The 24,247-nt window shown below is 45.3% G+C and carries 20 protein-coding genes and 1 other RNA gene; 11 read left to right on the forward strand and 10 right to left on the reverse strand.

Features of this window, described 5'->3' with window-relative positions:
- Positions 1-88 precede the first annotated feature (88 nt).
- Together ssrA and IEW69_RS04750 are read right to left on the reverse strand one after the other, a co-directional pair.
- Positions 89-455, reverse strand: a transfer-messenger RNA (tmRNA) gene (gene ssrA, locus IEW69_RS04745).
- 124 nt (positions 456-579) lie between these two features.
- Positions 580-1,155, reverse strand: a complete 576-nt coding sequence (locus IEW69_RS04750) for a YdeI/OmpD-associated family protein (protein ID WP_188625692.1) — start codon at positions 1,153-1,155, stop codon at positions 580-582.
- Between the two features lie 36 nt (positions 1,156-1,191).
- On the opposite strand from IEW69_RS04750, the gene IEW69_RS04755 reads away from it, so the two are divergent.
- Complete coding sequence (locus IEW69_RS04755; protein ID WP_188625693.1) at positions 1,192-2,685, forward strand: serine hydrolase; 1,494 nt, start codon at positions 1,192-1,194, stop codon at positions 2,683-2,685.
- Between the two features lie 79 nt (positions 2,686-2,764).
- Here the strand turns inward: IEW69_RS04755 and IEW69_RS04760 are convergent, their stop codons facing one another.
- Both IEW69_RS04760 and IEW69_RS04765 read right to left on the reverse strand, forming a co-directional pair.
- Entirely contained in the window at positions 2,765-3,964 is a 1,200-nt protein-coding gene (locus IEW69_RS04760) for a pyridoxal phosphate-dependent aminotransferase (RefSeq protein WP_188625694.1), read from the reverse strand.
- Between the two features lie 60 nt (positions 3,965-4,024).
- Positions 4,025-4,408 (reverse strand): DUF1573 domain-containing protein, encoded by a 384-nt coding sequence (locus tag IEW69_RS04765; RefSeq protein WP_188625695.1) that lies wholly within the window; start codon positions 4,406-4,408, stop codon positions 4,025-4,027.
- Between the two features lie 129 nt (positions 4,409-4,537).
- On the opposite strand from IEW69_RS04765, the gene IEW69_RS04770 reads away from it, so the two are divergent.
- On the forward strand, positions 4,538-6,961 hold the full coding sequence (locus IEW69_RS04770) for an alpha-ketoacid dehydrogenase subunit alpha/beta (protein WP_188625696.1): 2,424 nt from the start codon (positions 4,538-4,540) through the stop codon (positions 6,959-6,961).
- A gap of 116 nt (positions 6,962-7,077) precedes the next feature.
- Here the strand turns inward: IEW69_RS04770 and aroC are convergent, their stop codons facing one another.
- From aroC to IEW69_RS04800, 6 genes are all read right to left on the reverse strand, one after another.
- Positions 7,078-8,169: a chorismate synthase gene (gene aroC / locus IEW69_RS04775; protein ID WP_188625697.1), complete on the reverse strand. Its 1,092-nt coding sequence runs from the start codon at positions 8,167-8,169 to the stop codon at positions 7,078-7,080.
- A gap of 146 nt (positions 8,170-8,315) precedes the next feature.
- Entirely contained in the window at positions 8,316-9,797 is a 1,482-nt protein-coding gene (locus IEW69_RS16895) for a carboxyvinyltransferase (RefSeq protein WP_229663516.1), read from the reverse strand.
- Between the two features lie 21 nt (positions 9,798-9,818).
- Entirely contained in the window at positions 9,819-10,955 is a 1,137-nt protein-coding gene (locus IEW69_RS04785; protein WP_188625698.1) for a chorismate mutase, read from the reverse strand.
- A gap of 172 nt (positions 10,956-11,127) precedes the next feature.
- The gene (locus IEW69_RS04790; protein ID WP_188625699.1) at positions 11,128-11,958 is read right to left on the reverse strand and encodes a prephenate dehydratase; all 831 of its coding nucleotides are present in this window, start codon (positions 11,956-11,958) and stop codon (positions 11,128-11,130) included.
- A gap of 743 nt (positions 11,959-12,701) precedes the next feature.
- Positions 12,702-13,769 carry a 3-dehydroquinate synthase gene (aroB, locus tag IEW69_RS04795; protein WP_188625700.1) on the reverse strand — a complete coding sequence of 356 codons (1,068 nt, stop codon included), beginning with the start codon at positions 13,767-13,769 and terminating at the stop codon, positions 12,702-12,704.
- Entirely contained in the window at positions 13,769-13,975 is a 207-nt protein-coding gene (locus tag IEW69_RS04800; protein WP_188625701.1) for an RNA-binding S4 domain-containing protein, read from the reverse strand. Before IEW69_RS04800 ends, aroB begins: the two co-directional genes overlap by 1 nt.
- Before the next feature lie 232 nt (positions 13,976-14,207).
- On the opposite strand from IEW69_RS04800, the gene IEW69_RS04805 reads away from it, so the two are divergent.
- From IEW69_RS04805 to IEW69_RS04845, 9 genes are all read left to right on the forward strand, one after another.
- A complete protein-coding gene (locus IEW69_RS04805) occupies positions 14,208-15,392 on the forward strand; it encodes a proline dehydrogenase family protein (RefSeq protein ID WP_188625702.1) in 1,185 nt (394 codons plus the stop codon).
- Between the two features lie 92 nt (positions 15,393-15,484).
- Positions 15,485-16,369, forward strand: a complete 885-nt coding sequence (locus IEW69_RS04810; RefSeq protein WP_188625703.1) for an AraC family transcriptional regulator — start codon at positions 15,485-15,487, stop codon at positions 16,367-16,369.
- Complete coding sequence (locus IEW69_RS04815; protein WP_229663517.1) at positions 16,359-16,790, forward strand: DUF983 domain-containing protein; 432 nt, start codon at positions 16,359-16,361, stop codon at positions 16,788-16,790. The genes IEW69_RS04810 and IEW69_RS04815 overlap by 11 nt, the downstream gene beginning before the upstream one ends.
- A gap of 207 nt (positions 16,791-16,997) precedes the next feature.
- Complete coding sequence (locus IEW69_RS04820; protein ID WP_188625704.1) at positions 16,998-18,248, forward strand: efflux RND transporter periplasmic adaptor subunit; 1,251 nt, start codon at positions 16,998-17,000, stop codon at positions 18,246-18,248.
- An 11-nt stretch (positions 18,249-18,259) separates the two neighbouring features.
- On the forward strand, positions 18,260-19,711 hold the full coding sequence (locus IEW69_RS04825) for a TolC family protein (protein WP_188625705.1): 1,452 nt from the start codon (positions 18,260-18,262) through the stop codon (positions 19,709-19,711).
- 26 nt (positions 19,712-19,737) lie between these two features.
- On the forward strand, positions 19,738-20,403 hold the full coding sequence (locus tag IEW69_RS04830; protein ID WP_188625706.1) for an ABC transporter ATP-binding protein: 666 nt from the start codon (positions 19,738-19,740) through the stop codon (positions 20,401-20,403).
- A gap of 8 nt (positions 20,404-20,411) precedes the next feature.
- On the forward strand, positions 20,412-21,650 hold the full coding sequence (locus IEW69_RS04835; RefSeq protein WP_188625707.1) for an ABC transporter permease: 1,239 nt from the start codon (positions 20,412-20,414) through the stop codon (positions 21,648-21,650).
- A gap of 24 nt (positions 21,651-21,674) precedes the next feature.
- Positions 21,675-22,859: an ABC transporter permease gene (locus IEW69_RS04840; RefSeq protein WP_188625708.1), complete on the forward strand. Its 1,185-nt coding sequence runs from the start codon at positions 21,675-21,677 to the stop codon at positions 22,857-22,859.
- A gap of 17 nt (positions 22,860-22,876) precedes the next feature.
- Positions 22,877-24,244 carry a sigma-54-dependent transcriptional regulator gene (locus IEW69_RS04845; protein WP_188625709.1) on the forward strand — a complete coding sequence of 456 codons (1,368 nt, stop codon included), beginning with the start codon at positions 22,877-22,879 and terminating at the stop codon, positions 24,242-24,244.
- Positions 24,245-24,247 lie beyond the last annotated feature (3 nt).

Here is a 24,247-nt window from a genome sequence, read left to right on the forward strand (position 1 = left end):
AAAAGTTACTTTTTACTTGATCGCTCGAAATGTCTCTAATTAATGAGCTACTTTTTCAGTGGCCTCTTGTTAAATCATCCCTTTTTGTTTGTGGAGCCGAAGGGGTTCGAACCCTTGTCCAGTTGTGTGATAAATTATGCCTTCTACATGCTTATTTTCCATTTTCTTGTCGGGATCAGACGGGCCGGAAACCTACCTTGCCTTTCTCCTTAGGTACTTTATCTCACGGCTGCCCCGTACCTGGCAGTCGCCAGCATTGTTATTTCGATGCTCCTGATTCTAACCTAACAATGCAGCAGTTAGAGGAACAAAAGCTAGCGTAATTCTAAATTAGGCAGCTAAGGCGTAGTTATTTTCGCCAATTATAGTTTGAACGTTCTCTTTTAAGTGCTCACCGTACAACGCACTGCATGCTAACATACTTAGCTCCACCCTGTCAAATCCAAAACGGCCCCAGTATGCGTGGAATAGTGTTGCTTAACTACTTCAACCACTTTCTAGGTACAAATATACCACAATTATGCCAGAAATCAATTATGCCAAATTTACAGGGTTGTTTCTTGCTTAATTAATTGGGTGCTATAATTTGGGTTTGCGCTGCTCCGCTGATGCGGAGACGATCTCTTTGATGCGATTTTCTCTGGTTGATGGACGTTTGGCAAATACCACCCACTGGAGAATCTGTTTTCTTGTTGATTTGCTTAAGCTTAGGAAGAAGTTTTTAGCACCTGAATGCGCTTGTAGCGCGGCCTCCAGATCGGCAGGGATTAAAAGTTCCTCAACTTCGTCGAGCAAAGTCCAGGAGCCATTCAGCTTGGCTGCTTCAATGCAATCCAAGCCGGCCTTGGTCATCAAGCCTTGATCGATTAGATCGAGTACTTTCTGCTTGTTTACCTTCGACCAGCCACTTTGTGGTTTGCGCCTGCAGAAAAACTGGGTGAACTCATCTTCGCCAAGCGACTTGCGTGTGCTGTCAATCCAGCCAAAACACAGGGCTTCCTCAACAGCATCACTGTAAGATAGAGTAGGGGTCTGACGACCTTTCTTGACATAGATGAGCCATATAGACTGTTTGCGTTGATGATTTTCTTTCAGCCAATTTCTCCAATCTGAACGGCTGGAGGGGCGAAATGATTCTTCAGGTGTATGTAACATAGCTGGATTTCCTTGATCTAAAATTAAATAAATCTAATGATGTTGCTCAAAAAAACCATTTCAGCGTTGTTGTTAACAGCACTGATACCCATGTATGCTAATGCTCAAAGCACAGTTTCTGATAGTATTGACGTGTTTTTACAGCAGACCATGAAAGCTAAGAAAATTCCAGCATTACAGTTGGCAATTTTGCAGGACGGAAAGATTGTGAAGCAGGCGGTTTATGGAACTGCGAATCTTGAAAATAATATTCCGGCAACGCCTGAGAGTATTTTCTCCATCAACTCCATTACGAAAGCTTTTACCGGCGTGGCCATCATGCAGTTGGCAGAGGCGGGCAAACTTAAAGTTACAGATCCCCTCGGAAAGCACCTGAATGACCTTCCAAAGGAATGGCAGCAGATCACGCTGCAGCAGGTTTTGTCGCATGTCTCCGGTTTGCCGGACATGGATGATGCGGATGGCCTAATCATGGGTAAAGGAGATGAGCAGCTCGCCATGGCGGGAATTGTGAAACATCCTATGGTGATGAAAACTGGGGAAAAGTTTATTTACAATCAAACGGGATATGTTCTGCTTGGACAAATCATCACCAAGCTTAGTGGCATGCACTTCACGAATTTTATAGAAAAAGAACAATTCGATGTTGCTGGTATGAAATTAACCAGGTTTGGCGATTCTTATGATGTTGTTGCAAATTCAGCCGGCTCTTATACGCTTACCAAGCAGAAGGGCGAGCAGTTCATCAGGAACGACAAGCCAGGGGTGGCATACATTCAGTTTCCGGAGTTTTATAGAACCGCTGCTGGCATCTTATCTACGGCAACGGATATGGCCAACTGGATCATTGCACTTAAATCTGGTAAGTTGTTGAAAGACAAAGCTAGCATAGAGACGATGTGGACACCTGCAATTTTAAACAATGGTCAGATTGGCGGTTTTAACAGACTCACAAATGGTTATGCCCTAGGGTGGCCAACCGTAACACGTGAAGCACACCCGGCAGTTGCACCTGTGGGTGGTGGCCGTTCTGCGGTGTTCGTTTATTTAAAAGATGATCTGTCGATCGTGGTGCTTAGCAATTTGATGGGGGGTAATCCGGATCAATTTATAGATGAGCTTGCTGGCTTCTATATCCCGGACATGAAAGCAGCGAATGGTTTTGGTTTGTCTCCGAACCTGAAGAAGTTGAACGCTGCGTTGAAGAAAACGGGTTTTGAAAAGACAGATTTAGCCCTGCGTGATCTTAGAAAGGCTGACCGTACGTTTATGCCGACGGAAAATGAGCTTAATGGATGGGCGTACCAGTTGTTGGCGCAGAAACGGTTTAAAGAAGCATTATCAATTGCGAAGCTGAACGCCGGTATGTACCCGAAAAGTGCAAATGCATTTGATAGCCTGGCGGAAATGTTTGAAATCATGGGCGACCAGCAAGCTGCATTAGCGAACTACAAAAAGTCTCTGGCGCTGAACGCAGGAAATGAGCATGCTGCGGCAAGAATTAAGGCGCTCTCCACTGCTACAAATTAGTGTATAGCCTTGTGAATGCCATTACATGAAAAAAGCCCCGGCATTTGCCAGGGCTTTTCATGTAAAAGTATGTTGCTTGTTATATGGTTCGTCCTGGGTACTGCTGAAGTGCAACCTCCAGGCAATTCATCGCACTGTCGAGATCGGCAGTGTTGAGTACATAGGCCATGCGGACTTCTTGTTTACCTGACCCTGGGGTAGAGTAAAATCCAGTTGCAGGTGCCATCATGACCGTTCCACCATTTAGGTCGAAGGTTTCCAGCATCCATTGGCAGAAAACATCTGCATCGTCAATTGGTAATCTGGCAACGACGTAGAATGCGCCACCTGGATTTGGACAGAATGCGCCTTCAATGGCATTCAGTCTGTTCACCAACGTGTCTCTTCTAAGTGTATATTCTTTGTTTACTTCTTCAAAATAGCTGTCTGGTGTATCTACAGCAGCAGTACCGGCAATTTGTTCTACCATGCCGGGGCTTAATCTTGCTTGTGCAAACTTTAACGCTGATGTGATCACCGATTTGTTTTTCGTGATTAAACAGCCCAGACGAGCGCCGCAGGCACTGTATCTTTTAGATACCGTGTCCATGATCACGACGTTTTCATCAAGACCTTCCAGGTGCATCGGTGAGATGAAAGTTCTTCCGTCGTAGCAGAATTCGCGGTAAGCTTCATCTGAGAATAAGAAAAGATCGTATTTCAAGCACAGCGCTTTTAGGGCATCAAGCTCCTCCTCTGAATATAAATAGCCGGTCGGGTTATTTGGGTTACAGATGATGATGGCCTTAGTTTTATCGGTAATCAGCTTCTCAAATTCAGAAATTGCAGGTAAGGCAAAGCCGTTCTCGATATGAGATAGGATTGGTTTCACAACCACATTACTCATACAGGCGAAGCCGTTGTAATTGGCATAGAAAGGCTCAGGAATGATGATTTCATCGCCTTCATTAACGCAGGTTTGCATGGCAATGGTGATGGCTTCCGATCCACCCACTGTTACAAGGATGTCTTCCGGGGTAATGTTATAACCGAGTTTGTTGTAGTATTCCGCAAGCTTTGTGCGGTAGGTTAACGTACCTTCAGAAGAGGTATAGGCCCAAACATCAAAATCAATATTCTTGATGGCGTCAAGCATTCCAACAGGTGTTGCAATGTCTGGTTGACCAATGTTTAAGTGATATACTTTTTTACCCGCTCTTTTTGCCTGATCTGCAAATGGCGTTAGTTTTCTGATCGGTGAGGCGGGCATTTGAATTCCCTTTTCTGATATATTAGGCATGGCACAAAATTAAAAAACCCCGCTAAAAAACGGGGTCTATGTTGTAATATCTTTTAAATGCTATTTGGCAACCGTTTCACCTTTTATGTAAAGGACTTTGGTAGATGTTTTGGCGTTAGAAGCAACTGTTACGATTTTGCTGAAGGGCAGTGCTGCACCTGCAGGATTGAAAGTAACCCTTACAAATCCCTTTTCACCTTTTTTAACGGGTGTTTTGGTGTATTCTGATACCGTGCAGCCACAGCTGGACTCTACTTTGTTGATTTGCAATGGTACGTCGCCGGTGTTGGTATATACAAAATCAACAGATACCGGCGTGCCTAAGGTCACTTTTCCAAAGTTGTGAGATTCTTTCTCAAACTTGAATTCAGCAGGTGCTGATTGTGCATTTGCGATGAAAGTAGCGCCTACGAGTAAGGTAAATAGTAATAAAATCTTTTTCATATTGCCGTGTGTTTATGTCAAAAATAGGGTATTCAGATTGATTATGAAAGACCTGCATAGATATATTACAAAGCACGGTTAATTCATACTTTATAAAAATTGTATCTTTGACGGGTAATTCTATTGCTTATGACGCCAAATATAAACCTTACGACTAACCCAATCGACGCTGCGGAGTTAAGTTTCACAGACTTCAAGACGATTGTAATGCAGGACTACAAGATTGCTGTTGAAAGCAGACAGGCCAGCTTGTTAGGGCGTAAGGAAGTATTATCCGGGAAAGCTAAATTCGGCATCTTCGGAGACGGAAAAGAGATTCCACAAATCGCGATGGCCAAGGCTTTCAAGAAAGGGGACTGGAGATCAGGATATTATCGGGATCAGACCTTTGCTTTTGCCACAGGCATCGCCACCATAAAAAGTTTCTTCGCACAACTTTATGCAAATCCAGATCTGGAAGCAGATCCCGCTTCCGCAGGTCGCCAGATGAACTGTCACTTTGCGACCCGGTCGATAAACGAGGACGGCAGTTGGAAGGACTTGACGCAGATGAAGAACAGTTCTGCGGATATTGCACCAACAGGTGCGCAAATGGCCAGACTTGTTGGTCTGGCATATGCTTCAAAACTTTACAGACAAAATCCTGAACTTGCTTACCTGAAGAACTTTTCGGTTGATGGTAATGAAGTTGCATTTGGTACGATTGGTAATGCCTCTACATCTGAAGGGGTATTCTTTGAAGCGATTAATGCTGCTGGTGTACTGCAAATTCCGATGGCGGTGTCTGTTTGGGATGATGGCTATGGTATTTCTGTGCCTGCAAAATACCAGACGACTAAAGAAGATATTTCTGAGATTCTTAAAGGATTTCAGCGTAATGATACGCAGAATGGCTATGAAATTTTCAAAGTCAGAGGTTGGGATTATCCAGCTTTATGCGAGACCTATCAAAAAGCGATCGACGTATGTCGTGAATCGCATGTTCCAGTGCTTATCCATGTCACCGAAGTTACTCAGCCGCAAGGCCATTCGACTTCGGGTTCTCATGAGCGATACAAAGATGCCGCTCGCCTAACATGGGAGAAAGAATACGATTGTATTCTGCAGATGCGCAAATGGATGATTGAATCGGCTATTGCCACAGAAGAGGAAATTTCGCTGATTGAGAATGAAGCGAAAGCTTTCGTGCGAAATGCACAGAAAGAAGCATGGAACGAGTTTCTTAATGCAATTAAGGAAGACAAGAAAACGGCGATTAGCTTGATTAATGCAATTAATGAGCATGACCCGGATATCCAGCGCATTACTGCCCGCCTGGCAAGCACCCCTGATGCATTGCGTAAGGATTTGCTTACCGCTGCGAGGAAAGCTCTTCGCTTGAGTATAAACAATGATTCTGCTGAAAGACATGCCTTACTCACCTGGGTAAACGCGCACATGGAAGAAAATGCGGAGCGTTATAACTCTAAGCTGTTTACCGATGGTAAGGATACCCCGTTCGCGGTGGAATCTGCTCCTGTGCAGTATGCTGATGATGCGAAAATGATTGACGGTCGTGAGCTTCTGAATGCTTGTTTTGATGCGAACTTTGGACGCGATCAGCGTCTGGTTGCTTTCGGTGAGGATTTGGGCAATATTGGAGATGTAAATCAGGGCTTTGCCGGTTTGCAGGCAAAATATGGAGATTTAAGGGTTACCGATACGGGTATTCGCGAGATGACGATTGTTGGGCAGGGTATAGGACTTGCAATGCGCGGCTTACGCCCGATTGCCGAGATCCAGTACTTGGATTACCTGTTATTTGCTTTAAACATATTAAGTGATGACCTCGCTACCTTGTCATACAGAACAAAAGCGGGTCAGAAGGCACCGGTTATTGTGCGTACCCGTGGCCATAGGCTAGAGGGTGTTTGGCACTCGGGGTCGCCGATGGGCATGATCCTGGGTTCTCTTAGAGGTCTGCATGTTTGCGTACCGCGCAACATGACCCAGGCCGCTGGGATGTACAACACGTTGTTCCGTGCCGATGAACCTGCGCTGGTGATTGAGTGTTTGAATGGCTACCGTCTGAAAGAGAAAATGCCGGATAACGTAGGGGAGTTTACTGTTCCTTTGGGTAAGGCTGAAGTTTTAAGGTCGGGAACGGACGTAACATTGGTATGCTACGGCTCTACTTTGAGAATTGTTGAAGAAGCGGTTGAAGAACTGCAGAAGCTTAATATTTCAGTAGAAGTGATTGACCCGCAGACTTTGTTACCTTTCGATACAGACGGACTTTGTGCGCAGTCGCTGCAGAAGACAAATAAACTGTTGGTGGTAGATGAGGACGTACCTGGAGGTGCGAGTGCATATATCCTGCAGCAGATTATGGAAGTGCAGAAAGGTTATTACTACCTGGATTCGCAACCTCGGACTTTAACGGCTAAAGCACACCGCCCACCTTATGGTTCTGATGGTGATTATTTCACTAAACCTTCTGTGGATGATGTTGTGGAAGCGGTTTATCAGATGATGCACGAGTATAATGCTGCTAAATATCCTTCGATATACTAATTAGAGATACCTAATTAGATATATTAATTAGAAATACTAATTCGATATATAAATTAGAGATACCCAATTAGATATATAAATTAGAAAAATAGATCTTATTTAGAACAGCCGGTGGATTAATCCAACCGGCTGTTTTTATTTCGTAGGAGTTGATCTGCAAGTACCAGCGCCGCCATGGCTTCCACGATCACTACCGCTCTGGGTACCACGCATGGGTCATGACGACCTTTTCCTTTAATTTCTGAAGCTTCACCAGCTGCATTTATGGTTTGCTGGTTGTGCATGATGGTTGCAACAGGCTTGAATGCAACACGAAAGTTGATTTCCATGCCGTTGGAGATGCCGCCCTGTATGCCTCCGGAGAAGTTGGTCAGCGTTCTCGGATTTGTACCATCCGGAATGAAGATGTCATTATGCTCGGAACCGCGCATCTCACTGCCGCTGAAACCGGATCCATATTCAAAGCCGTGCACAGCATTGATGCTCAGCATTGCTTTGCCCAGCTCTGCATGAAGTTTATCGAATACAGGCTCACCGAGTCCTGCGGGGCAGTTTCTGATGATGCAGCTTACTTTTCCACCGATGGTGTCACCTTCTTTGCGGATCTGGTCAATGCAGTCAATCATTTGGTGTGCAGTGGCGGGATCTGCACATCGCACGATGTTTTCTTCCCTTTGGAGGTAAAGTTCATCGATGCTTAGGTCAGAAAGATTTGGTGCTTCTATGGTTCCCACCGCGGAGACATGTGCGAATATCGCTATGCCATGCTGTTTCAGTAGCAATTTTGCGATGGCACCTGCAGCAACACGTGCGGCAGTTTCCCGTGCTGATGAGCGACCTCCGCCGCGGTAGTCGCGGATGCCGTATTTAGCGTCGTAAGTGTAGTCGGCATGTGAAGGGCGGTAAACGTCCTTGTTGTGCGAATAATCTTTAGAGCGCTGGTCCTCGTTCGGGATGAGCAATGCGATCGGGGTTCCGGTGCTTTTGCCTTCGAAGATGCCCGAAAGCACTTGTACAGTGTCGCTTTCTTTACGTTGTGTGGTGATCTTGGACTGTCCGGGTCGTCTGAGGTCTAGTTCTGATTGGATATATTCCAGATCGATGGGCAGGTTTGCCGGGCAACCGTCGATGATTACACCGATTCCAAAGCCATGTGATTCCCCGAAAGTAGATATTTTGAAAAGCTGTCCTAAGGTGCTACCTGCCATATTTTTATTATTAGTGATGTCTGCTTCTGGCTGATTTCAGTGTTGGAAGCAGACAAGTGTTTTTATTTAATAGAGGTGATGTTTGCTTCTGGTTGATTTCAATGTTTGATGCCATATGTTTTAGCCCCTACATCCTCAATCTTTGATTACTTCGTTACTACTTCAAAACCGGCAGTTTGCAGGTCTTTCCAGAAATCAGGATACGACTTTTCTACAACATCCATATCTTCAATTTCCAGCTGCGGAATGAAAATGCTTAAGGGCGCAAATGCCATTGCCATACGGTGATCATCGTACGTTTTGATATTCACCCTTTCCGGAAAATGCAGGTTACTGCAGTTTAGCGTGTAAACAAAATTATCCTCCAAAAGCTCAACACCGATCTTCGCAAGCTCATTCTGTAATGCTTTAACGCGATTTGTTTCTTTGATCTTCAAAGTTTCCAAGCCTGTGAACTTCAAATTTAAACCCCTTGCCGCAGCACAAACAATGATCGTTTGCGCCAGATCAGGGCAGTCTTTCAAGTCGATAATTGAATCATCCTGATTACGATGGACCTGATCTTGGTGAAGCGAAGAAGACGCAGGAATTTCCATGATTGGAGCTTCGCCAGCAATAATGCCGCTTTCATCCTCCAGGAGGTTTGTATGCGTACTAAGATCGTTTTGTGTACCATTACTACCGCTAGATGCCGCTGGGTCATTCGACGAACTCGCTGCGGTAGCAGAACTTTGAACTTCCTGAGCCCCTAAACCTGCAGCGTGCTGCTCCGATGTAGAAATAGACTGAAGCAAAACACCATCATCCGTTCTCGTGGTTTTTACACCCAAAGCCAACATCAGCTGCTGAATCCGGCTATCGCCCTGCAAGCTGTATTCTTTCAGGTTTGGCAATGCAATCTGCGCACCGGGTACTAAAGCAGCGATGCTGTACCAATAAGAAGCAGCACTCCAGTCCGGTTCCACAACCAGTCGTCCGGCGCTAAAATCCTGATGTTCAATTTTGATCACATTCTGTGTCCAAGTGTGCTTTATGCCGGCTTCCTCCAGCATTTTCAAGGTCATCCGGACGTAGGGTTCAGAGGTAAGATCATCGATGATCTGTAGGGAGAGACCCTTTTCAAGGGAAGAACCAATCATCAGTAATGCGGAAAGGTATTGGCTGCTCACATCACCTCTTATTTGAACAGCGTCTGTGGCCTGCTTCAAGCCACCTTTAATCTGCAGCGGTGGATAACCGTTTTCTTCCAGGTAGGAAATCGTAGCACCTAACGTCCATAAAGCTTCTACCAGAAGCTTTATAGGTCTTTCTTTCATGCGCTTTGATCCGGTAAGTTCGAAAGTGCCATCTAAGGTCGACAGGTAAGCGGTTAGAAACCGCATTGCCGTGCCTGCATGTCCCACGTCAATGGGAGATGCAGCAGAAGGATCTTTGGCAAGCCGCTGTAGAATCTCGTTCAGCGTCACCGTATCGGCAGCGTCAGAAAGGTTGTCCACCTCAATCAACCCCTTGCTTAGCGCAGCGATGATCAGGGCACGATTACTCTCACTTTTGGAGCCCGTCAAACGGATGGTCGCGTTTATTATTGTGCCTTTGGGAAAACTAAGCAAAGCCTGTTGTTTATTCATTTTCAGTATAGCTGAGCGTAATTAGATTTGAACAGGTGGCGCAACTTCAACGATCGTTGCAGCAGTTTTATCTTTGTTCATGATCAGCGTTTGCTTCCTGATGGACTCACTATGAATCAGTTCAAGAAACTTCTCTGTGAAGTTCGGGTCTAGTTTCAAGGCTGATGCGAAAGCACCGCGACGCTTCATAATTTCATCCCAACGGTGTACCTGAAGAATGGTTACATTGTTGTCGCGTTTAAATTCACCGATTTTCTCTACAATGGCCATACGTTCCCCAAGCTTCTGGATCACTAGATCATCGATCTTGTCAATCTGTTTTCTTAGGTCTGCCAGTTTATCTGCAAAAGCTTCGTTCTTCGATTCCGGCTGACGGATTGAAAAACGCTCTACCAGTTCAGCAAGTGCTGCAGGCGTAACTTGTTGCTTAGCGTCAGTCCAGGCTACGGAAGGATCAATGTGCGACTCGATCATCAAGCCTTGCATATCCAGGTCTAGCGCTTTCTGCGCGATGTAAGGAATAAGCTCGCGATTTCCGCAAATGTGACTTGGATCGTTGATGATCGGCAATTCAGGGCAGTGCGTTTTCAGTTGAATCGCAAGTTCCCACATCGGCTCATTACGGAAAGAGCTTTTCTCGAAAGATGAAAATCCACGGTGTATTGCACCAATCTTCTTGATACCAGCGTTATTGATACGCTCAAGTGCACCGATCCATAAAGAAAGGTCAGGGTTTACCGGGTTTTTCACCAATACAGGTACATCATGACCTCTTAAGGCATCAGCAATTTCCTGTACAGAAAATGGGTTTGCAGTGGTTCTTGCACCTACCCAAAGGATATCTACACCTGCTGCCAGAGCCTCTTCCACGTGTTTGGCTGTCGCAACTTCAACTGCTGTAGGCAATCCTGTTTCTTCTTTTGCTCTTTTAAGCCATTCCAAGCCGATGCTACCGATACCTTCGAACTCTCCCGGACGGGTACGTGGTTTCCATATCCCTGCTCTCAATACCGAAACTTTCCCGGTAGCTTTCAGCAAATGTGCTGTTGAAAGCAGTTGCTCTTCCGTTTCTGCGCTACAAGGCCCAGAGATAATCAAAGGTTCGTTGGTTACATTAACCCAGCTGCTTAATGGCTGGATGTCTAAGTTTAATTTCATGACGTTTATGTTTTTGTGGGTTTATCTAAATTATTGGTGCGCAATGCATTACTGATGCGTGTTGCGCTGCTTGTTTTACTTAATTGTTACTTGTTGCTGCTGTGTCTTTGCTGTTGGGTGATATCAATCCTTGCTTCTAAGGTCAAAATCACCTTCAACAGTCGGCAATCGTTTATACCTGATCATTTTTCACGTACTCGCCCATGATGTTGAAGTTCACGGTGTACTTCAGCACACGTCTAAGCGCGCGATCATACTGGTCGAAATTTTCCCATTCAATGTCTACGTAGAAGTTGTATTCATTACGTCTGCCCAAAACAGGCATGGATTGAATCTTGGATAAATTAATGCGTTCCTCAGCGAAAACATTAAGCACTTTGGCCAGCGTGCCTACTGCATTTCCGACCTGGAAACATATAGAAGCTTTATTGATGTCGTGTGCCTCTTCAACCGCCTCGCGCTTAAGAATCAGAAAGCGGGTGAAGTTCTTGCGGTTCGACTCAATCCTGCGTTCAATGATGTTTAAGCCATATAATTCAGCAGCTAAGGTGTTGGCGATTGCAACCGTGTCTGTCAGCTGCTCTTCGCTGATTTTCTTTGCACATGCCGCGGTATCGCTACTTTCAATCACCTGTAAGTGTGGGAACTGATCAAAGAAATCTATGCATTGACGGATTGCTATGGGGTGGGAGGTCACATACTTGATGTCCTCGAATTTCACTCCAGGAAGTGCCATTAAGTGAAGCTGGATCGGCAAATAGACTTCACCAGTGATTGAAAAGTTGTATTCCCGGAGTAAGGTGTAGTTTGGTAGTAAACTTCCGGCGATGGAATTTTCAATGGCCATGACCACGTAATCTGCCTCATTCTGCTGCATGCTTTCGCAGGTTTTCTTGAAGGATTCGCATTCAATCGTCTCGATGTCTTTACCGAAATACTTGAATGCCGCTGCTTCATGGAATGAGGCTTTTGTACCCTGGATGGCAACTCTTGGTGCTTTCATTATTTGATGATTTGTGTTATTTGCGTTTCATATTCAAAATGGCTAAAAACAAAAAAAGTCCCGGCAATATGCCGGGACTTCTATATACAGTTCATCTTATCAGATTGCATATTAGTCCCGGCTCTTACTAAAGTAGTAAAAGTAACCAAACCAATATGTGCTGTTAAGTATCATTTCTTGTTCTTATCTGCCCAAATGTAATAACAAAATTTAATTTGTCAATATTTAATTTCAAAAAATTAACAATCGTAAACTCAATTACTTAATCTATTAAGCCAAACATCTGACCCCCATGCATAGTCTATATTCCGCTTCGGTATACTCACCTGAAATGATCTTCGCTCCGAAGCCCTAACGACGAAATAAGCTTTCAAGATGTTTAGAATATGACACCAGCTCAAAGGTGAAGAATTAATTAAGCGCTGTTAATAGAAAGTTTGTGCTAAGCCATAGATGCGCCTAAACCTGAACAGTTGTACGATCAGCACACACCAAACAATGCCAAGCGCATCCAATTGCTGTATGATCAAGGCGCTGCAATGCAAATGCAGTACTAAAGACTGCAATGCAAATGGAGTGCTAAAGATGCCCGCACAAGTAACCGAAGCAAGTGTCATAGATCAAATGCCCCCAGGCAAGTGCTCAATGTAATCTCTGCTGCTTAATAAACAAAGTCACCAGTCAAGCTTAAAAACAGAGTCACCGGTCAAGCTTAAAAACAAAATCCCTTTAATGAAACCTTATTAAGCTCCAAAAGCCTCATTATAGTACTTCAAACTTTCCAACAAATCCTCATCCGCCACCCTGCAATTGTATTTACACTCGCCAATGGCAGACAACAAAGAAAATAACACATAACCATGTTCATTCTTCTTGTCCGCTTTAACCAAGTCTAAAATTGCAGTAAAACTGCCCGCTGAAATCTGATAAGCTGGATACACAGATTTAATATAGTTTGTAATTTCTGCTAGTTCCTGTTCTGCGAGGCCGCAGTACTTCACCGATAGGAACGATTCGCAGACCATGCCAATCGCAATGGCTTCGCCATGTGTAAGCGGTTGCTTACTGTTGCTCAAAGCATAACTCTCTACCGCATGCCCAATCGTATGCCCGAAATTCAGAATTTTACGCAGCCCCTTCTCCAAAGGATCCTGCGTCACCACTTCATGTTTAATTTCCACGGAGCGGAAGATAAGATCTGCGGTAACCTCACGATAGTTAATGCCCTTTAGGGCCTCAAAATAAGCCTTATCCATGATCAAACCATGTTTAATCATCTCTGCGAAGCCAGACAGAAGCTCCCTTTCTGGCAAGGTCTTCAAAAACTCAGACTCTATGAATACCGCCTGCGGTAAACTAAAAGTACCCACCATGTTCTTCACATTGTCGATATCTATACCCGTCTTTCCACCTACAGAAGCATCTACCATCGAGAGTAAAGTCGTCGGGATGTTGATGAAATCAATGCCGCGTTTATAAGTAGAAGCCACAAATCCCCCCATGTCGGTAATCACACCACCACCAAGGTTAATCATCAATGCCTTCCGGTCCGCTTCAAAGTCCAGCAGCGTCTTCCAGATGCCAATACAGAAGTCAATATTCTTGTTTTCCTCACCCGGATCCGTCTCAATCAGGTCAAACGCAGTATAATCATCCAGCATCGACTGAAAAACCGGTAGGCAAATTTCCGAAGTGTTGCCATCAGCGAACACGAAAACCTTACTATATTTTTGATCATTCAAGAAAGCCTGAAGAGGTTTCAAACCGGTGTCGAAATGGATGCTGTGACCGTTGCTTACGATTTCCGCCATTAGATCACTTTGATTTGCTGACCCATAAAATCTACAACGTCGCCAACACGCACTTTCAGCCTTTTACGGTAGTCTACCTGACCGTTATATTTGATCAAACCGTCTTCAACAACCGTTTGCGCTTCGCCGCCGCTCTGAACCAGTCCAGTTGCTTTTAGCAATTGTATAAGGGGGATAAACTCACCTTCTAATTTAAATTCTACCATGGTTTAGCAAATTTACAATTTATTACAAACGGATTTACCTTTTGCAGCTGTTGAATTCATATTTTTGCCTCCGTTTTTGAGGGCTGAACACGACTTTCCTGTAGAACTTAGGCATGATTATACCAATCACAGCGTTCTATAAGGATCATACGCCAAATCTGAAAGGATTAGATGCCCAAATAAAAACATCAAAATAACACACAAACACCATAGAAATCCAAAACACGAATAGATGGAAATTTCCCCGAAAAGAACACTGAATTTTGACGATACGGAAATTGCTTTTAGAAGTAAAAGCAATGCAGAGCTCAACGCTGCCTATTTGTTGTTTAAGGTCATCAGCAGCAACTTCCTGACAAAAGTGGGCCCGCCGATAACCAACTTCTTCCTGAATGTAGGGCTACCAATCCAACCTGCAATTAAAGCCACCATCTTCAAGCAGTTCTGTGGTGGTGAAACCATTGCAGAGTGCGAAAAGGCCATAGCACAGCTTGCCAGTGCGAACGTGGGTACCATCCTCGACTATTCTGTTGAAGGGGAGGAGAAAGAAGAAGTATTTGATTTTACCTGTGAAGAAATCATCCGCACCATTTTACGTGCTGCCGGAGATAAGCGAATCCCAATCACTGTATTTAAAATCACTGGGATCGCGAGGTTTGCGCTACTCGAAAAACTGGACGCGAAGCAACCATTAAATGCAACTGAAACTGCAGAGTTCGAACGCGTTAAAGCACGCTGCGAGAAAATATGCCGCACTGGATTTGAAAAAGGGGTGCCGGTAATGATTGATGCAGAAGAATCCTGGATCCAGGAAACCATAGATGACCTTGCCATCGAAATGATGCGCTTGTTCAATAGAGAAAGGGTGTTGATCTATAATACCTACCAGCTGTACAGACACGATAAACTAGCCGACCTCAAAGCAGACCACCTTATTGCAAAAGAAATGGGCTACTTCTTGGGTGTAAAGCTTGTCCGAGGTGCTTACATGGAGAAAGAACGTAAGCGTGCAGTAGAACGTGGCTACCAGTCGCCAATTCAACCGGATAAAAAATCAACCGATCAGGACTACAATGCTGGTGTAAATTACTGCATTACCAACATCAAGGAAATCGGACTGGTTTGTGGCACACACAATGAAGACAGTTGCAGGCTACTTGCCCAGTTGCTTGATCAGTATAACATTCCACACAACCACCCTCATGTTTACTTCTCGCAGTTGTTGGGGATGAGCGATAACCTAAGCTTCAACCTTTCAGATGCGCAGTACAACGTAGCGAAATACGTTCCTTACGGCCCAATCAAAGCAGTTATGCCTTACCTTTTCAGAAGAGCACAGGAAAACACCTCTGTGGCCGGTCAGACCAGCAGGGAGCTTAATTTGATCCTGAAGGAAAAGAAACGCAGAAGATTGTAAACAATCCGCTTTTCATAAGCGGATCCGTAAAAAGTACCATTTATAGTGGGTTTATTACCATAAACCCACTATTTTTTTGGGTACCTTTGAATGTGAAGACCGAGATACCAGTTTACGACATCAACAACTTCAGGGAATATAAAACCCAGGGGCTTGTGGCGAGTAGATTTGGACACTACGCGAAGGCACACGCGCACCTGCATAGCCCGCATCGGCATTCCTTTTACCACCTGGTTTTCTTCAGCCAGGGTACCGGGCATCACCACATAGACTTCAAGCAATTTGAGGTAAAACCCTCAAGCATGTACTTCATGATTCCAGGACAGGTACATAGCTGGTCCTTTGCGTCTGAACCAGATGGCTATATCATCAACTTCTCTAAGGATTACTTCAGCAACTTCTTAAGTAACAACACCTACTTCCATAACTTCTCCGTATTTAGCGGCATTGCCGATCAACAAGTCATCGAAGTAGATGAAGATACTGCTGCTGCCATCGTCGAAAGTTTTGAAGATATACTCAAAGAGGGTGCTGTAAATGGCCTGTTGCGTGATGATCTGGTTCGCAGCTTGCTGTTACAAATCTTTATCAGAGCCGAACGTGCCTCTGGCCACAAAATTGAGGTAACTGCAAATTCATACAACCATACGATATTCAGGAATTTCCAGAAGCTGATTGCAGAACATTATACAACCCTCAAACTACCCAAAGAATATGCAGCCTTACTCTACATCACGCCGAATCACCTAAATGCCTTGTGTAAGGACATCATGGGGGTATCCGCTGGCGAGCTCATTCGGGAACAGGTTATACTGGAAGCAAAACGACTGCTCATCAACCTGGATTTAAGCATCGCTGAAGTGGCCGATAAACTCAACTTTAGCGATCATTCCTATTTCATCAAGTTCTTCAAAAAACATGAAGGCATAACACCAGAAAAATTCAGAAAATCAAACATACTGCAACATGGAAAATAACGTAACAAACAACAACATACCCCGCATTTCACAATGGTCTGGTTTAGTAAACTGTAAATGTCCAAGATGCCGTGCGGGTGATGTTTTCACTGGCTTTACCTACAGCGTAAAAGGGCAAAAGATGCAGGAAATCTGCAAAGCCTGCGGCTTGAAGTTTGAACGTGAACCAGGTTACTTTTACGTTGCCATGTTCGTAAGCTATGCCCTGAACTGCGCCGAAATGATCTCGGTATGTGTCGCAGCGTACATCCTCGGTTTGGAGCTTAGCAAGGAAAACATCTGGTACTACGTGGGCCTAATTATCTGTACCTCTCTTGTCTTTGCACCCTTCAATTATCGTTATTCCCGCATGGTATTGCTTTACTGGCTGTCTCCAGGCCTGCATTATGAACCTGAAAGAATCAAACAATTTAAATCATAAGTACTTTTATATACAATAATCAATGAATTTCAGGCTGACCGATCAACGCTCGCCTGACACACATGCTTTAACCCTTACTTTATGCCCGATATCAAACATAACGTTCGATATCGGGCATTTTTATGAAATACCTATTTTGTAAACTATTGATAATCAATCATATAACTTTGGTATTCCGCTTGTAAAAGCCTGTTCAAAATACAAACAATGGACAGGAGTATCGAAGTAGAGGTATCTGCTACAAAAAAGAGGCGTCGATTAATCATCATTATTGGAGTTCTGCTGGCATTACTATTAACCGTCTGGGTGGTACGTAGCCTGTTAAAGCCCTCCCTACGTTCCAGCGACATCCTGGTTTCCAAGGTGGAACTTGGTGCCGTTGAAAACACGATCAGCGCATCTGGCGAAGTGCTCCCAGAATTTGAGGAAATTCTCGCCAGCCCCATCAAGGCATCCATTCAGGAGGTCTTACTAGATCCAGGAAAAAAAGTCGTAAAAGGTCAGTCCATCCTGCGCCTGGATAAGTCCGCAACCCAGTCTGAATACGAGCGCCTTCAATTTCAAATGGAATCTAAAGCAAACGAGATCAGCAAGCTTCGGCTTACACTGGAAAAAAGCTTTTACGACATTAAATCCAACAATAGTATCAAAGAATTGCGGATCAGCAACCTTAAAGACAACGTCTCGGCAGCACAGCGCTTATTAAAGGCCGGCGGCGGCACCAGAGAAGATGTGGAAAAAGCTTCGCTTGATCTAAAGGTCGCACAGCTGGAGAAACAACAGCTGGAAAACGAGATCCGGAGCAAACAGCAAACCATGAAAATCGAGATCCGCGAAGCGGAAATTGCCCTGGCGATCCAGCAGAATGATCTGCAGGCACTTAAACGTAAACTCGACAAGGCAGAGGTTGTCGCTTCGCGCGATGGGGTGGTTACCTGGGTAAACAAGAACATCGGCGCCAGCATCAACGAAGGCGAGGCACTGGTTAGAATTGCCAACCTGAGCAGTTTCAAAGTTGCAGGAAGTATGTCCGATAACATGCTCGACCAGATCTATAATGCCATGCCAGCCATCGTCCGTGTCGGAGAAAGTCACCTGCGCGGAAGTATCGCCAACATCTCGCCCGCCATCAACAATAACATTGTATCCTTCGAACTAAGACTTGATCAAAAGGACGCAAAGGTACTCCGGCCGAATCAAAAAGTCGACGTGTTCCTCGTCACACAAACCCGACCCAAGGTCATGCGCGTATCCAACGGTCCAGCATTTAACGGCGCTGGAAGGCAGGACATCTTTGTGCTCAAAGATGGCGTTGCCGAGCGAAGAACCGTTGAGACTGGCCTCAGTAACTTTGATTATATCGAGATCAAAAATGGGTTGAAGCCAGGGGATGCGGTGATTACAACCGACATGAGCACGTACAAGAATTATCAGAAAATCCCAATCACAAGCAACTAATTCTTTCAGTCATGATCAAGCTACTACTTATTGGTTTAAGCCTGTTTGGGCAAGCTGCGCGGCCTGGGGAGAATGATACCCTGCGGCTCAGTCTTCCGCAGGTGGTCGAACTTGCAAAAAATAATTCCATCGCGGCAAAGCAGGCCGTTACCATCAAGGAAACAAAATACTGGGAGTGGAAAACATTCAAGTCCAACTACCAGCCGCAGCTTGCCTTAAGCGGCATCTTGCCAGGCTACACCAAAACCTATGTACAGGTGCAGCAGCCAAATGGGTCCATCCTTTTTCAACCGGTGCATAACGATAATTCATCGCTCACGCTCGACTTTAGCCAGAGCATTGCTGCAACGGGAGGTACAATTTACGGTACGACACAACTGCAGCGCTTCGATGACTTCGACCGCAATAATGTGCTCTACAACGGGATACCTTATGGTATTGGGTATACCCAGCCTATTCTGCAATTCAATAGCTTAAAATGGGACAAAAAAATAGAGCCACTCAAGTACAATGAAAGCAAACAAGCCTACATTGAAAGCCAGGAGAAAATTGCCGTCAATGTTACCGACTACTATTTCGACCTGTTACTTGCACAGGCCAATGTGAACATGGCTGAATCCAACCTTGCAAACACCCGGCGGATCTCCGCCATTGCCGAAACGAAATTCGAACTGGGCAAGATTACCAAAAACGAGATTCTACAACTCCAGCTCGAAGTACTTAATGCACAGAAGGCACTGGGCAGTGCTAACCGCGATGTCGAGATCGCGACCTTAAACCTGGTCAGCTATGCAGGCCTTGATGCCAGCAACAAGATCATCCTCGAAATGCCGGCTGCCAGCAAGAACATCGATGTGTCTACAGATCTGGTGCTTAAAGAAGCATTGGAGAACCGTTCTGATGCCATTGCTTTCGTAAGGAAGCTGGCGGAGGCAAAGCGAGATGTGGCAAAAGCAAGGGGAGAGAATGGGCTAAAAGCAACGCTGCGGGCCAACCTCGGCTTTTCCAATGCCGCAACCAGAATCATGGATGTTTATCGCTCACCAAAGAGCCAGCAGTCCGTGGAAATTCAGTTGTCCATCCCCGTACTGGATTGGGGCCGTTCCAAATCGCGCACCAAGACCGCGCAGGCAAATGAGCAGTTCATCAGCTATTCTGTGCAGCAGGACCAGCAAATCTTTAAACAGCAAATCATCACCGAAGTAACATTATACAACATGATGAAGGAGCAGATCAAGCTGACTGCTGAGGCAGAACGCATTGCTGTAGAGAAGTACAAGATCGCAAGTGAGCGCTACGTGCTGGGGAATCTAAGCATTACAGACTTGAGTATCGCTTTCCAGGAGAATGATCGGGCGAAAAGAGATTATGTAACCTCCATGCGCGACTTCTGGACGGCCTTTTACCAGTTGCGGTACCTGTCGCTATACGATTTCGAGAAAAACCAAAAGATTAGCTATTGATCAATACTTATTATTAAATATACATTATGATTCGCTTAGAAAATATTGAAAAGGTCTACCGCACAGATACGGTAGAAACCTTAGCCATCAACGGCATCAATCTGCACGTGCAAAAAGGAGAATTCCTGTCCATCATGGGGCCTTCCGGCTGCGGCAAGAGTACGCTGCTCAATATCATGGGACTGCTCGATGAGCCCTCTAGGGGCCAGATCAAGATTGACAATCAGGACATCAGCCGGTATTCGGATAAGCAAATGGCAAATTTCAGGAATGAGAAACTGGGGTTCATCTTTCAGAGCTACCACCTGATCAACGATCTGCAGGTGCTCGATAATGTGGAGCTACCGTTATTATATCGCAACAGCAGCAGCCAAAGCAGAAGAGCGCTTGCTACAGCGGCCCTGGAAAAAGTTGGCCTGAGTAATCGTACCAAACATTTTCCCACACAGCTCTCTGGTGGGCAGCGACAACGTGTCGCCATAGCCCGGGCGATCGTAGGCCAGCCGCAAATCATCCTGGCAGATGAGCCAACGGGCAACCTGGACAGTGCCATGGGAAACGAGATTATGGACATCCTGATCAACCTGAACAAAAATGAAGGAACCACCATCGTAATGGTTACCCATGATGAAAGTATGGCGCAAAAGACCCACCGTCTGGTACGCCTGTTTGATGGTTCACAAGTACAATAAACCCAGCTATGCTTAAGAACTATTTTAAAATCGCAATCGCTGTACTGAAGCGGAGGAAGTTCTTCACCTTCATCAGCTTATTCGGTATCAGCTTTACGCTGACGGTAATTACGGTCGCCGTGGCTTTCCTGAACAAATTCATCAACGAAGATTACCCTGATTACAAGCGGGAAAGATCGCTGTACGTCGGAACAATGGAGTTAAGAAACTCCAAAGAGGGCTGGTTAAACCGGAGTGATGTCTCGTTTTACTTTCTCGACCACTACGTTTCCAAACTGCAGCGTGTAGAAAAAATGGCGATCTCCAGTGGGGCACAAGCTTCTAACGCTTTCATCAACAACAAGAAGATCGTGATTGAATACAAGTACACCAACGCCGACTACTGGAATGTGCTCGAATATGAATTCCTGGAGGGTAAACCATACGGTGTACAGGATATTGAAAATGCAAACATGGTTGCTGTGATCTCTGAAGAAACCCGGGACGACTACTTCGGACCAAATGTTAAGGCCGTAGGCAAGTATATCTCTGCAGACAACATCAACTATAGGGTGATTGGTGTGGTGAAGAACGTTTCCAAAACCTTGTACAATTTCGCAGGTGATATGTACATACCATACACCGTTTCCAGACAGAAATGGAATGAGGTTGGGTTGTTAGGCAACTGCACCGCTGTATTGCTTGCAAGAACACCAGATGATGTACCCCAGCTCAAGCGGGACTTTGATCAGATGATGAGCAAGGTGCCTTTACCCGACAAAGAATTTGACAAAGCATTTTCGAACGCAGATACCTACTTCGAAAGTGTTACGCGGCGCATTACGGGAGATGGAGAAAATTCAGGACAAAACAAGGCTATCGGTCTGCTGTTGGCATTATTGACGATATTTCTGTTGCTGCCAACGATTAATCTGGTGAGTATCAATATCACACGGATCATGGAAAGATCTTCTGAGATCGGCGTTAGAAAGGCTTTTGGTGCCTCTTCCAGCACTTTGGTCTACCAGTTTATTGTAGAAAACCTGATACTCACCATCATCGGTGGAATCCTTGGATTGCTGCTTTCCTCAATAGCAATATACTTTATTAATCATGCTGATCTGATCTCCAACATGCGACTGACCTTAAGCCCAGCCGTACTTGCTTACAGCCTCCTGGCCTGCATGCTCTTTGGTCTGCTTTCGGGTGTGTACCCAGCCTGGCGCATGTCCAGACTCAATGTTGTAAATGCTTTGAAAGCACAATAACCCTCATTTTAAAACCTACAAGTCATGTTTAAACATCTCTATAAACTTATGTGGAACAAGCGGAAGCAGAACTTCCTCTTACTTTCCGAAATATTAGTATCCTTCCTGGTCATTTTTGCCCTTTTTTCCTTTCTGGTGTATTACTTCCAGAACTACCAGAAGCCAAAAGGTCTGGACTACGAACGTGTATGGACCGTTTCGTATGATAACAGACAGGTAAGCAAGCAGCTCGACTCTGCCAGATTGTTCTATGATGATCTGGAGCGATCACTCAAAGCAATGCCTCAAATCCGCGAAGTTGCATACACCAGCGCCAATTTTCCTTACTCGCAAAGTGTCATGAATACCAATGTATCACTCGGCGACAAGGTCATCAATTCCGTAAATCGCTATGTCAGCGGTATTGATTACCATAAAGTCTTACAAATGAATTTGACCGAAGGCAGGTGGTTTTACCCTGAAGATGCAGCCGCTGCGATTAAACCGATCGTGATCAATGAAACGTTGAAGGCTGAAGCGTTTGGAAAGCAAAGCGCGGTCGGTCGCCTGTTCGATAATCATGATAAAACCTCCAGACGACGTATTGTCGGCGTTGTCCAGGATGTTAAAGTTGAGGGCGACTATCTGCCATCGGGCAAGGCAATGTACACGCCATTAGATACGACAGACATCAAGTGGAACAGCTTCATTCTGCTGAAAGTGACTGAAGCTGCAGATGCAAATTTTGAAGGCAAGTTATACAAGTATCTCGGTCAGCGCTTCAACAATGAGCGGGTGGAGATTACCTACATGAAGGACCTGCGTACCGCTAAGAATGAAGTTACTTTAATCCCCATGATCATCTTTATGATTGTTGCCGGATTCTTGATCATCAACGTTGCGCTCGGCTTGTTTGGCGTACTCTGGTATAACATCAACCGGCGCCGGAGTGAGATTGGATTGCGGAGGGCTATTGGTGCGAGTAGTACCTCCGTATCCGGTCAACTCGTTTCAGAATCACTAATCCTGGCTACGCTGTCCATTATCGTCGGTTGCTTCTTTGCACTGCAATTCCCGTTGCTGCATGTTTTTGACGTTGCGGCAAACGTCTACCTCTACGCAATCCTGCTGACGGTGCTTTTTATCTACCTGTTAGTCATCGCTTGTTCTGTTTACCCCGGCAAACAGGCTGCAGCAATACACCCTGCCACTGCTTTACATGAAGAATAAATCTATACTTTTATAACATGATACTGATCGTAGATGATGATATTGCGGTAAGAACCTCCTTATCCCTGCTGCTAAAAACAGCAGGGTACAGCGTGTGCACTGCTGATCATGCGGAAAGGGCTTACGAGATGATCGTAAATGAAACGCCGCAGCTGGTCATCCTGGACCTGAACTTTTCTAATGATACCTCCGGAAAGGAGGGCATCATGCTGCTCGAGAAAGTACGTCAGGTAAACGCCCGCGTGCCGATCATGCTGATTACGGGCTGGGCGAGCATAGAACTTGCGGTGCAGGGCATGAAACTCGGTGCGGACGATTTCCTGAACAAACCCTGGAGCAACGAGCATGTACTGCAATCTGTAGAAACCCTTCTGACGCTGAGAACTGCACGAACAGTATCAAAGACCAGAAAAGATCTGGATCGTAAATACAATTTCAGGCAGATCATCGGTGAAGATGCAGGCCTGCTCGATATCCTGGAAACCGTCGGCCGTGTGGCTTCAACAAACGCTTCCGTGTTAATCACGGGCGAAAGTGGAACCGGAAAAGAACTTATCGCGGAAGCCATTCACCTGAACAGCAATCGAGCGTCAAAGCCCTTCGTCAAAGTAAATCTGGGTGGTATTTCCTCATCCTTGTTCGAAAGTGAAATGTTCGGACATGTGCGCGGTGCTTTTACAGATGCCCGCATAGACCGGATGGGAAGATTTGAGATGGCCAATAAAGGTACCATCTTTCTAGACGAAATCGGTGACCTTGAAGCAAGCAGCCAGGTGAAATTGCTCCGCGTTTTACAGGATCGTACTTATGAAGTCCTTGGTAGCAGCCGTACCAAAACCGTCGACACGCGTGTGGTTTGTGCCACCAACAAAGACCTGAACCAGATGGTCAGCGCAGGACTTTTCCGCGAGGATTTGCTCTACCGTATAAATCTGATCAACATACATCTGCCTGCGCTTAGGGACCGAAAGGATGACATTCCACTCTTGGTAAATTTCTTCATAGACAACTTGAAAGAGATCTACAACCGCCCTTTACTTCAGGTGCCAGCCCAAACGATGCGCTGGCTTAAGGAACTTCCACTACCAGGTAACATCAGGCAGCTGAAAAATCTTGTGGAGCGAACCGTGCTGATTAGTCTCCGTGACGAGCTGAAGGTGGAAGATTTCAAATCGCAGCTACATCCTGCGCCAAAGGAAAACAGGAACAGTCTGCCTGAGGTCGGCGTCATGACCTTAGATCAGGTTGAAGCGGAAATGGTGAAACAAGCCATGAAATACCACAACAACAGGATTACCCGAGCCGCCGCATCACTTGGCATCACCAGAAATGCCCTGTACCGCCGACTGGAAAAGTATCAGATTCCTTACGATGAAAGCGAATAGGGA

Source organism: Pedobacter quisquiliarum (assembly GCF_014642175.1).
GTDB classification, from domain to species: domain Bacteria; phylum Bacteroidota; class Bacteroidia; order Sphingobacteriales; family Sphingobacteriaceae; genus Pedobacter; species Pedobacter quisquiliarum.